The sequence below is a fragment of the Nocardia speluncae NBRC 108251 genome (assembly GCF_001613245.1).
GTDB classification, from domain to species: Bacteria; Actinomycetota; Actinomycetes; order Mycobacteriales; family Mycobacteriaceae; genus Nocardia; species Nocardia speluncae.
Genome location: NZ_BDBZ01000048.1, coordinates 1 through 11,290 on the forward strand (window position 1 = coordinate 1; position 11,290 = coordinate 11,290).

Here is an 11,290-nt window from a genome sequence, read left to right on the forward strand (position 1 = left end):
AGTCCGATTCCTCTCGTACCGAAGGTATTACGGAATCCGACGAGAAGAATTCGGGTCGCGGGGTTTCTTTTCACGATCCGCTTGACAGCGGCCCGGGTATCGAGCGTCCATAGGAGCGGCGCCCACGCCGAAACCCCGGGGGATTTCGGCCCCGATCCGGTGTGGTTGCCGTCCCGGCCGGGACATGACCCGTATTCACCCGAACCACATTGTTGGAGGGATCTGTCATGTCCACACATAAGAAAAACACCACCGCGCGCCCAGCATCGGGCACACCCGACCCGGCCCCTGACACCGCAGCTGCCGCACCGGACAACGGATCGGCCGCCGGTGTGCCCGTGCTGCGCAACGACACCGACACGGTGTTGTGGGCCGTGCTGGGCACCCACCCCGGTTCCACCACGGCCGCACTGGCCGACGTGGCCGGGGTCGGGCTGTCGACCGCCCGCCGCGTGCTGTTGAACTGGGAAACCGCCGGGGCTGCCCGTTCCCACAGTGACCCAGAATCGCCCCGCGCGGCCAAAACATGGACCACTGTCGAACCCGCTACCGCGCCCGAACCAGCGGACCCCGAACTGGCGGACCCCGAACCGGCGGACCCCGAACCGGCGGACTCCCAACCGGCCGCTCCCGAACCAGCGGCTCCCGAACCAGCGGCTCCCGAACCAGCGGCTCCCGAACCAGCGGCTCCCGAACCGGCCGTACCCGCCGAGATGGACACGACAAACGCCGATTCCTGCGCGCCCGATGACCCCGCACCCGCCGATCCCGGGCGGGCAGCCACGGCTGTAGCGGGTCCCACGGGCGACGTTGACACCGACCCGGTCCCGGCCAACCCGGACGGGGGCGATGATGCGGCAGCGGCGCAGCCGGAGTCGGCCCCTCGGCTGCGTTCGGGTGCGTTGCGGGGGCAGGTCGAGGATTTCCTGCGGGATAACCCGGGCAAGGATTTCAGCCCGCACCAGATCGGTAAGGCCCTCAACCGTTCCAGTGGCGCGGTCCACAACGCGCTGGTCACCCTCACCAAGGGCGGCACCGCTCACCAGACCAGCACGGCCCCCAAGCGATTCGCGCTCGCCTCCGCCTGACATGCGTGGCGGAGCCGGGTCCCCCGGAGCACCTATCTCCGGGGAACCCGTCACCGCACTCCAATTTATCTCGTCTGAAAGGGTTTCCCCGATCATGTACAACGTCTCTGTTCCCGCCGATGTCGCAGCGGCCCTGCACCGCGTGTTCGCCTGCTCCCCGCACGCGGCCGACAGCCTGGAATTGTGGCTGGCAGTCACGGCTGAGGCCGTCCGCCACCTCACCGCCCCGTCCGAATCGGCGGGCCCGGCCGCCTGGTTGCCGGTGTTCGTCTCCTACCGCCGGATGCGTACTGACGCCGTGTATCACACCGGGACCGCCGCTGTGCGGATCACCACGGGGCCGCTGGCCGGGATCACCTACACCGACCCCGACAGCGCCGCCCGCGCGGTCGCTACCGTGGCCCCGCTCCCGGCCACCGACAGCGCTATGGACGGGGAGGGGGACGATGCGGTCGAGGTGCTGAGCTTGGTGCCGACGTGGCGGTTGCCGATCACCGCTGACCCGGCCGCGCAAACACCGCCTGCGGTATCGCCGCTGATCTCCTAGCCCGCCTACACTCCGAAACGGCCGGTGGGCCGAGCATCTGCTCGGCCCACCGGCCGTTTCGTTGTCTGGATGGCGGTGTGCGGGTCTAGGTTGTGGCGTCGATCATCTGAGTGAGCCAGTTCGCCAGCAGCGCGGCAGCGGCGGTGTCGTGGCCGGTGGATACGGCCGTGTCGCCATCCTGATGGGCAGGATCACCCGTGCCCGTGCCCGTGGTGGCAGTGTAGGTCTGGGCGAGCGAGGGGAACTGGGTGCCGGTGAACGCTGAAGCGGTAGCGGCAAGCAGGTCGGCGGCGATCGGCGCCAGCCCCGACAGCGCCAGCACTGCGCCGACGGGATCCCCGGCGATCAGTATCTCGGCCGCGTTCCATGCGATCTCCTGGGCGCGGCCAATGGTGGTGGCGATGCGGGCGATATCGAGACCGGCGAGGACCCCGACGACCTCGGAGGCGATGGCTGCTATGCCGGTGGTGTCTAGTGGCGCGGCCAGTGCCAGCGCATGAGCCACGAGCCGCAGGTCGATACCGTCGGCCATCGCGACCAGCGGGGCGAACTGGTTGTTCAGGTCCCCGGCGACCCGGTGCAGCCTAGGAACATCACCTCTACCAAGCAGGGCGGGTAGTTCAGCGAGATCGGCGACAATGGCGGGCACGTTCGCGGCGAACATGGATAGCCCGTTCACCACGGTAACCACCTGTGCGAGAACTCGAGAGACGGTCAGCTCTCCCGTCGAGGGCCATGCCGTGGCTGGAGCTGTCGTAGTGGGGGCCTGTCCCGGAGGCGCGGTGAGGGCGCGTACGACGGCGTCGAGCGCGGGTGATTCTTGAGAGAAGGTCGAGCAGTAGCGGTCTTTCTCGGGGCACAGGGTGCGGATTCGGTCGGTGAGCTCACCGAAGTCTTGCGGGCGAGGGCCCGCGACCCCCGAGCCGGCAACGGGGCCGCCCAACTGGGGTGTGCTCGGGTCGCGATGAGGGTCGGAGACGAGCCCTACTGCCACCACCTGTGAGGCCGACAGCGGGCCGTGGTTGTTCCCGATTGCCGCGGCGAGGTCACCGACGACTGCGGCGCCTTCGGCATTACCGGCCAGGACTACTCGCGTCTGCGAGCACAATGTCGACAGCGCCGCGGCGAGAGCTTGCTCGCTGGTGGCCTCGGTGGTGCGGAGGAGAGTACGGACGCCGATGTCGCTGCGGTAGCGGGTGGTCAGCGATTCGGCGACCGTGGTGAGCACGCCCACCGGCGGTGCCTGATCAGTTGGCGGGGCTGTTTCGAACGTGCCTGGTACCAGCAGCGCGGTCCAGCGTGGGCAGTCCGCGGCGGCGGGCCCGGGTGGCGGGTCTGCGGTGGCGGCACCGGCCCCGCAGACCGTGGTGGCGGCGATGGCGGCACACAGTGCCGTGTGGGCGGCGCGGCGGCGGGCGCGGGCAGGTCGGTGGTGGGTCGGGTGGGGGCGCATGGGCGATCTCCTTGTCGGGTGGCGGGCGGCGGGGTTGGTGACGGTCGAGTCGGTTTCAGCCACGCGAGTTCGAAGGGCGAGTGGTGCACGGGTAGCGAGTTCCGTTGCGCTGGGTCAGGGCGCGGCGCGGGAGTCGGCGTGGGTGGGCGAGCCGCTGGCCGGGCGAGTGGCCGTGTAGTAGTCGGGCCACCGGTAGGGCGAGATCTGGACGGGCTGATCGAAGGTGGGTGCGTGGATCATTTCCCCGCCGCCGAGGTAGATGCCGACGTGGTGGACGTCGGCGGCGGTGCCATAGAAGAGGAGGTCACCGGGCGCGAGTTCACCCTCGGAGACGGTGGTACCGGTGTGGACTTGGTCGTAGGTGGTGCGGGGAAGGGAGATTCCGGCGGAGCGGTAGGCGGCTTGGGTGAGTCCGGAGCAGTCCCAGCCGCCGTTGACGTCGGGCCCGTTGCCGCCCCACACATACGGTTGGCCGAGCTGGGCGCAGGCGAACAAAATCACCTGCGCGGCAGCGTGGTTCGTGGCCAGCCGAGGGTCGCAGTCGCCGCCGTCGGGGGGCTCGGGGGCGCGGTAGCGGGCGGCTTGGTCGAGGACTTGGTCGACGTACCAGTCGGCGTGGTTGTAGGCAAAGATCGCCGCGCGCAGGTCGCCGGGTGCGCCGGAGTCGCACAGGTAGAACGCGGCGGCGTGGATCGCGTCGGAGGGGTTGTAGCGCGAGGGTGGGCTCGCGCCACCGGCGGGCAGCCGATGCCGGGCGATGACGGAGTCGAAGGTCGGTGCGAGGAACTGCATCGGCCCGCCGGCGCCGGAAACGTTCTCGCCCGAGGTCACTCCGGGCAGGGGTGAGCGGCCGTGGTCGGTTTCGATCTTGCCGATCGCGGCGAGCACCGACCAGTCCAGCCCCGAACAAATTTCGGCCGCAGCCTGATACAGCACCAGCATCTCCGCCGGGATATCCTGGCGAGCTTCTGGACTCGGGGCAGAACCGGTGCCGGTCGAGGTCGGCGGGGCAGTAGCAGACAGCGACTGGTCGAACACGGCGACCGTGGTGACCACGGCCGCGATCACGACCACGAAGAACACGACCGCCGCGCAGCCCGCGCCGAGTGCCTTGACCAGCATCGGTGCCTCACCAGAATTCGGAGCGCGGTGGTATCGGTGGTGGTGGGTCGAGGATGATCAGCCCGCCCGCCGGTGCCCAGGTCTGCCCGCTATGAGCATCGACGACGGCGGGTGGGGTGCATGCGGGCCACACGGTCGTGAGTTCGTGTAGCCGCAGGCGCTCGGCGTCGCTGTCCAGTGGTAGCCACACCTGGTCGGCGGGACTGGCTTCGGGGCTGGAGGAGAGGAGTTCAGCGGCAGCGGTGGCCACGGGAACGGCGTCGGGGTCGGGCAGCCGGTGCCAGGTACGTCGCAGGGCCTCACGGGCGTTTGCTTCCCGCAGCGTGGTCGGTACCCATAGCAGGACCGGGGTGGTGACTCCGGTGGTGCGGGCCAGTTCGCTGTAGCCGTGCAGTTTGGCCGCGACCCGGGTCAAGGTCGTGGAGGCGAGGTCGTATTCGAGGAAGAAATCGAGGGTTGCCGTGGGGTGGGTGTAGCGGCCGTAGGCGTCGGGTCGTGCGAGGTCGCCCCATAGGCGCTGGCAGCGGGTCTGTGACCACCACGCCTGTAGGCGGGCTTGTTGGCCGCGGTCGTCATGGGGTGCGTGGGCGGTGAGTGCGGTGAACCAGTCGCTGACGCCGAGGGTGTGGGTCAATTGCAGGCTGTGGGCGATGGCGAGGGTGCGCTGGTGGCTGTAGCCGAGCTCGCGCACGCTGATGCCGGCTTCGGCGGCGAGCACGGTCGCGCCGACTGGTGCCAGCACCCAGTGCATCGGTGCGCTGCCCCGGGTGCGTAGGGGCCGGAACCGTTCCAGGACGCCGTAGCGGTGCAGGCGGTTCAGGCGACGCAACGCGATGATGGCGCTGGGGAAGGCGAGCGCGGCGAGCTGATTGGTGGTCAGGACACGGTGCTCGTGCAGCATCCGCAGGATCCAGCGGTCGCGCTCGGTCAGCCGTGCCACCAGGGCGGTGGTGTCGACGGCCCTGGGCCGCGCGGGGCGGAGCTCGGGCCGCGGCTTGCGTTGATCTGCTTGCCGGTCGGGTCGGGAGAGCATGAGTGCAGCAACCTTTCTCGGAGGATTCGGGTCGCGTGGCTAGGGCTGGCGAGGGTCGCGCCGTGCGGGGTCCGGCCGCTGGCCACGGTCGAGGACCGGCCCGGGACCGGGCTCGGGGAGTGCCGGTGTGGTCAGGTGGGCGCGGGCTGCGGCGGCGATCTCCCGGGCACGCCCCGGGATCGGCGGGTCCAGCGGGCGGGTAGTGAGGGTGAACGGGCGGGCATTGCGGCCGTCGACCAGCAGACGGGCGGCGGCATGGAAAGCGTCGAGGTGGGACAGGTCGTGCTCGGACAACCAGGGCTCGGTATGGCGGGCGAGGTCGCGGGCGTCGTCGGGGCTGACGGCGAACACGATCTTGTTGCGGGCATTGGCCGAGATCCCGTCACGCAGCTCCCGCGACAACTGACTCAAGTTCTGATGCGCCAGCAGCAGCGACAGCCGAAGGCCGCGGGCTTCGGCGAGCATGTCCTCGATCGGCGTCGACAGGTTGAGGAAGTTCTGTGCCTCATCGAGCACCAGGGCGGCGTCGGGCCGGTCGGCGGAAGGGATACGGGCGCGGGCGGTGACGGCCTGCCAGGTGCGGGCCACGAGCAGGGACCCGACCAGGCGGCTGGTCTCCTCCCCGAGCGAGCCTTTCGGTAGTCTCGCCAGGCAGATCCCGCCCTCATCGAGGATGTCGGCGAACTCGACCGTGGACGGTCCACCCGCGATGGCCGCGCGGACGAACGGCCGCAACAGGAACGCGCGCAGCTTGTTCAACAAGGGGCCGGTGAGCTGGGCGCGGCCGGTGTCGGACAGTTGTTCGTAGCTATCCCAGAACCCACGCAGGACTGGGTCCTTGGTGGTGCGGGTGACACGGGCACGGAAGGCCGGCTCGATGAGCAGGCGGGGCAGATCGGCCAGGGTGGCGGTGCCGGGCTGGGCACACAGGGTCAGCAGGCTCGCCCGCATGATGTCGTCGCTGCGTGGCCCCCACCACTGGTGGAAGATCCGGTGGAACACGGTGACAAGGTTGTCGACCGCCAGATCCATACCCGCCCGCCCGATCCTCCCGATATCGAGGGGATTCACGCACGGTGGCGGAGCCGTCGAGTCGGCATCGAAGAGCACCACCCGCTCACCCAGGCGCGCCGGCAACCGCGACAACACATCGGTGACGAGGTCGCCCTTGGGGTCGACAACGATCACCCCGCGCCCGGCCTCGGCATCATCGAGGATCGTGCGCGCCAGCAGAGTCGATTTGCCGACACCGGTCGGCCCGAGGATATGCAGGTGGTGGCGAGCATCGGAGATCTTCACCGCAACCGGACGACGAGTGCCGGTATCAGCCAGGCCCAGCGGTTTCGTGTACTCCCCACCGACCGGAATCTCCGGGGCGGGAGACAGGGCGCGGGCTCCGGCGCGTTGCAGGCCCGGAAGCCCGGTCTCGGTGGGCAGATGCGCGATCGTCGCCAGCTCGGGCACCGACAACACATCCCCGCGTCCCAGCCGCCTCTGCTGGATCAGCGTCGCGACGCGGAGGCGGTGCCGCCGCCGGTAGTAGTTGTGATCGGTGCACGCCCCGAACACTGTGGCCAGGGCGTCGGCGCGCCCGCGCGCCGCCGCCCGCGCCTGCGCCCTCGGGTTCGTGTCGTCGGGCTCATCGGAGACCGGAATCGAGGCTGCGTAGCGGACAACGGTTTCCCAGTGCGCTCCCCGGGCCTTGGCTGCTGCTGCGCGGGCGGCAGCGGAGTACTCCATCACCATCTGTCGATCGCCGCCCGGCCTCTCACTTCCGGCTCCGGCCCGAGAGGCCCGAGTGGTGACCGGGCCGGGAGTCAGCAGGTTCAGCACCTCACGCATCAACCCGGCCAGCACGCTCGGCCGGGCACCGGTACTCGCGGCGGCATGCATCGCGCGAGCAACGCGGCGGCCGGTGACCGGGCGCGCGAGGATCTGCACACACGCGGCCTGGCCGGGGCCGAGATCGTCGGCGGCAGTGATCAGGTTGCGTACGAGATCGCCGTCGTAGTCGGTGCGCAGCGGCAGCCCTTCGCGGCGGCCCAACCGCAACTCGCCTCCGGCCACGACCCGAGTACTGCCTCCGATCGGGTTCGGCAGCGGGGGTCGGGCGGGCTGGTGGGTGTCGGTGTGCGCGCCGGGCCAGGCCGACGCGACCGCGCGTTCGACCAACCCCGGCGGGACCGCCCCGGGGACCCAGACCCGGATCGCGGCCCCCTCCTCCGGGGTCACGGTGTACTCGAACCCGAGATGCGGCTGCCCGAACAGCATCCGCGCCCAGGACGGGCGCAGTTGGCCGATCAGATGAGCCCAGAAGGCCAGCGCGCCTTTGGCGTCGACTTCAGGTGGAGTGAGCACGGTGATCTGGCGAGCACGCGCGCCTAGCCGGCGCCGCCGCCCCCGCCGCAGAACTCCCACCGCGGCGAGCGCGCCCAGAACGCTCAATACCGAAATGGTCCCGGCCGCCGATCCGAGCCCATGTTCGACCATCTCGGCCAGATCACGCAGTGTCGTGCCGGGCGCGAGCAGCGCCCGGCCCAGCCACCCCTGCTCAGGGCTCGCGATGGTGGCGCTCACGCCGCCGCCGATCCCGGCTCGGCATTACCGCTCGCTCCCGGGACCGGGGTAGTATTGGAGAGGAATCGTGGACGCGCCCTGCGGTTTTCGGCCGAGGTGGCAGCGGCGTCCGGTTTGCGCAGAACCACCACATCCTCATGCGCTATGAGGTGGATCGGCAGCCCGGCGGTCCTCTGCTTGACGACGAAATCCCTCTGGAAGAAGCTGCTGCGCGCGACGAGTTCACCGTCGGACAGCCGCCCCAGCAGCGCGACGCACCGTTCGACCGGGACGAGCCCGGCCAGCTCGCCGCAGGTGAACAAATGGGCGGGCAGGTTCACCAACTCCGCGTGCTGGCGCCACGGCCGCGCGGTGATCACGACATGCCCGCCCGGGGCGAGGTATTCGGCAGCACCGGCGAGGATTTTCGTGAATCCGGACAGCAGCCGGCCGATTCCGACGTTGGCGAGGTTGCCGCGGTCGAGCACCGCGCCGTAGCGGTGGTTCGATTTGACCACGGGGGCTTTGCCGTTGGCGCGGACGTGGCCGTGCAGGGAGTCACCGTAGGGCGGGGAGGTGATCACCAGATCCACCTGCCCCCGCGACTCCTGCGGGATCAGCGTGGTGAGTTTGCGGGCATCGCCGTGGTAGACCTCGCCGTCGAGATCGATGCCCGCCTCGCGTGCCAGACCGATGTTGGTGCACGCCAGCTGCGCCCATCGGGCTTCGTACTCCACACCCACCGCACGACGGCCCAGGTGCAGCGATTCGACGAGGGTGGTGCCGATCCCGCACATGGGGTCCAGGACGAGCCCGCCGGGGCGGGTGTAGGTTTCGACGGCGTGTTGCACGATCGCGGGGAACATCTTCGCCGGGTGCGCAGTGCTGTCGGGGTGATAACGGCCCCGCCGCTGCGCGGCGGGCGCGTTCTGAGCCGTCGCCCACACCGACACCGGCGCATCGACGGAGCTGGCGGGTGCGGTGGTGGCATCGGTGTAGGCGGGGGTGGTCGGTTCCGGAGTCATCGAGTAGCCCTTCACTGATCGAGTGGTCTGCGAGATGTCGAGCCGGGCGGGGGTCAGCCGTGTTCGGGCTGGAGGAAAACGAGCACGTCGGTATGGGCGACGGTGTGCCGCGGAATGCCGGACCCGTCCCCCTCGGCGGGCGCGGTGATGGTGTGGCCGGTGACCGGGGCGGCGATGATGTGCTGGAGGTAGAGCAGATCGGCGGCCTGGGCAGCGGCCACGACCGAGCCAACCGGATCGAGCAGGACTCCGCTGTTGCTGTGACGGCAGCGGCTGAACACCACCAGCAGCGCACCCATCGCCATCACCTCGGTCGCGAGCGCGGTGACGTGCTCGGCGGCCCTCGCCGAATCGATGTGGTCGGCCAGCAGGCTGGCGATAACGAGGTCGACCGGCTCACCGGTGCCGGTGGTGTGGTCGGGGGCGTCGGTGCTGTGCCGGTCCAGGTTTCGAATCGCTGCGAGCGCCGCTGCGGTGTCCGGCTCGAATATCCGGAGGGCGCCTCGGGTGGTGGGGGCGGGCCAGCCGATCAACATCACCCGCGAACCAGGGGAAGAAAACTCCCCGATCGCCCGGGACAACACCGGCCTGGGCCAGCGATCCTCTAGATCGAGGGGGCCTGTGCCGAGCGCCCACAAGGTCGAGGGAACCCGGACCCTGCCGGTCGTGGGCGAGGTGGCCGACCGGGGGCGGCGGGACTGGGGGGAATTCGCGGTCATCGCGTCTCCTGACGGTGAGAGAGAACTGTCTACTTATCTACTGCCGTCAAAGAGCCCCTATCGGGACACCGATCAACCAATTGAGAAAAACTATCGACAGGCGAGATCGTCGACCGTTCACCCTTTTCGGAAAGGCCGCAGAAAATATTTCTGAAAGAATTTTCGGCTGTTCGCCAGGACGGTTTCCGGTGACATCCGGAAGACACCCAAACCACCCCCAAACCACACCCGCTCATACACATGTGCTGGTAGAAGCGATGTATGCCGATGTGAAACGAGGAGGGTTCCGGCGGATGCCTGAGGTTCGCTGATCGGTCCCGGATAGGAGTCGGGTGTGGTCCGGGTGTTGTTTGGGGGTGGTTTGGATGTGGTTTCGGTGCGATTTGGATGTGGTCGTTCTGTGTCCTTGTGAGGTCGGAATTGATTTCCACCGAGCAGGAGTTGATCGTGACGAATTCAGGATTGATCGAATACCCGGGATCGGGCGGTCCGGGTCCTTCACCGCTGGCGGTGGTGCGGTCGAGTTTCGATCGGATTGCCGCACAGCCGGTGCCCGACGATCTGCGACTGGAGGTCACTGGGAGTCCGGTCGAGTCGTGGGGCGGGTTGCGGGAGCGGTTGCGGGACCCGGCCGTGCCGATCGCCGAGGTCGACGCGATCTGGGTGTGGCTGGTCGAGCGCTCCCGCGCGCACGGAGGCGACGCGACGCTGGTGTGCGCGTGCCTGGCCGAACCGATGCTGGCCAAGACAGCGAGCGTGTTCGCCCCGCCCCACAGCTCCCGCCGCCATGACATCGAGTCCGAGATCCTGGCCGGGTTCTTCGGCTACCTGAGTCGGGTCGAGCTGGCGCGGCCGTGGGTGTTGCTCCGGTTGCGGTGGGCCGCCTACCGCGCCGCCGCCGCGGCAGACCAGCAGGAGCCGGTCGTAGTGCCGCTCGCCGACCTCGGCCGTGACCTCGGCCCGGTCGGGGAGCAGGCGCGGGTGATGGTGTCGCAGCCCGGCCACCCCGAGACCGTCCTCGCCGCGGCCGTCGCCGCCGGGGTGATCAGCGAGTCAGCGGCGCAGTTGATCGCGGTCTCGCGGTGGGAACGCCGCTCGCTGACATCGCTGGCCGCCGAACGCGAACAGTCGGTGTGGGCCCTGCGCAAACGACGCCGCCGCGCCGAACACGCACTACTGGCCTGGCTCACCGAACACACCCACGACGACCCCGGACCCACCAGCATCTCGGAAACCCATGCGCCGCCACGCCGCATCGGGACCGCGCCGCAGCAAGATCGCCGGTCGCGGTTGACCTCGTCGGCACCCCGACGCTCCACCACCGGGCACGGGGAGGTGGCCGCATGAATCGGCTCCCCGACCTCGAGGCATCACCGGCTCGCCCCACAGAACACCCACACGTGCGGAAGTGGCTGACGGTCCTGGTAACCCTGTGCACGGCGGCGGTGCTACTGGTGATGGTGGCCGGGTCTGCATCGGCCGCACCGCCAGAGCCACAGGTGCTGGCGATCGCGTCGTCGCTGGATCAGGTGCTCGACAACATCCGCACCTGGTTGATCGGCATCCTCGCCGCGCTGGCAACGGTGTGTTTGACCGTGGCCGGCGCCCGCTATCTGATCGGCGCGGGTGATCCCGCCGAGACTGAGAAGGCCAAGACCGCCTTCCGTGCCGCGTGCCTGGGCTACGCGCTGGCGATGCTGGCACCGGTGATCGTCACCGTCCTCAAATCCATCGTCGGGGCCTGACA

The 11,290-nt window shown here is 69.4% G+C and carries 10 protein-coding genes; 4 read left to right on the forward strand and 6 right to left on the reverse strand.

Annotated elements, in window-relative coordinates; translation table 11 throughout:
- Positions 1 to 227 precede the first annotated feature (227 nt).
- Positions 228 to 1,088: a hypothetical protein gene (locus NS6_RS32115; RefSeq protein WP_068049950.1), complete on the forward strand. Its 861-nt coding sequence runs from the start codon at positions 228 to 230 to the stop codon at positions 1,086 to 1,088.
- 94 nt (positions 1,089 to 1,182) lie between these two features.
- A complete protein-coding gene (locus NS6_RS32120; protein ID WP_068049952.1) occupies positions 1,183 to 1,635 on the forward strand; it encodes a hypothetical protein in 453 nt (150 codons plus the stop codon).
- Between the two features lie 85 nt (positions 1,636 to 1,720).
- Here NS6_RS32120 and NS6_RS32125 read toward each other — a convergent pair whose 3' ends face one another.
- The 6 genes from NS6_RS32125 to NS6_RS32150 all read right to left on the reverse strand — a co-directional run bounded on the left by NS6_RS32125 (position 1,721) and on the right by NS6_RS32150 (position 9,543).
- Positions 1,721 to 3,088 carry a cutinase family protein gene (locus tag NS6_RS32125; RefSeq protein WP_068049954.1) on the reverse strand — a complete coding sequence of 456 codons (1,368 nt, stop codon included), beginning with the start codon at positions 3,086 to 3,088 and terminating at the stop codon, positions 1,721 to 1,723.
- A gap of 114 nt (positions 3,089 to 3,202) precedes the next feature.
- On the reverse strand, positions 3,203 to 4,210 hold the full coding sequence (locus tag NS6_RS32130) for a C40 family peptidase (protein WP_068049957.1): 1,008 nt from the start codon (positions 4,208 to 4,210) through the stop codon (positions 3,203 to 3,205).
- A gap of 7 nt (positions 4,211 to 4,217) precedes the next feature.
- Entirely contained in the window at positions 4,218 to 5,243 is a 1,026-nt protein-coding gene (locus NS6_RS32135) for a replication-relaxation family protein (protein ID WP_068049959.1), read from the reverse strand.
- A 39-nt stretch (positions 5,244 to 5,282) separates the two neighbouring features.
- Positions 5,283 to 7,820, reverse strand: a complete 2,538-nt coding sequence (locus tag NS6_RS32140) for a type IV secretory system conjugative DNA transfer family protein (RefSeq protein WP_084471645.1) — start codon at positions 7,818 to 7,820, stop codon at positions 5,283 to 5,285.
- Positions 7,817 to 8,824, reverse strand: coding sequence for a TRM11 family SAM-dependent methyltransferase (locus tag NS6_RS32145; protein WP_084471647.1), 1,008 nt, complete (start codon positions 8,822 to 8,824; stop codon positions 7,817 to 7,819). Before NS6_RS32145 ends, NS6_RS32140 begins: the two co-directional genes overlap by 4 nt.
- Positions 8,825 to 8,877: 53 nt before the next feature.
- A complete protein-coding gene (locus NS6_RS32150; RefSeq protein WP_157113063.1) occupies positions 8,878 to 9,543 on the reverse strand; it encodes a hypothetical protein in 666 nt (221 codons plus the stop codon).
- Positions 9,544 to 9,990: 447 nt separating this feature from the next.
- Here NS6_RS32150 and NS6_RS32155 point away from each other — a divergent pair, with 447 nt between their 5' ends.
- Both NS6_RS32155 and NS6_RS32160 read left to right on the forward strand, forming a co-directional pair.
- Positions 9,991 to 10,890 carry a hypothetical protein gene (locus NS6_RS32155; protein ID WP_157113064.1) on the forward strand — a complete coding sequence of 300 codons (900 nt, stop codon included), beginning with the start codon at positions 9,991 to 9,993 and terminating at the stop codon, positions 10,888 to 10,890.
- The gene (locus NS6_RS32160; RefSeq protein ID WP_068049966.1) at positions 10,887 to 11,288 is read left to right on the forward strand and encodes a pilin; all 402 of its coding nucleotides are present in this window, start codon (positions 10,887 to 10,889) and stop codon (positions 11,286 to 11,288) included. Before NS6_RS32155 ends, NS6_RS32160 begins: the two co-directional genes overlap by 4 nt.
- Positions 11,289 to 11,290 lie beyond the last annotated feature (2 nt).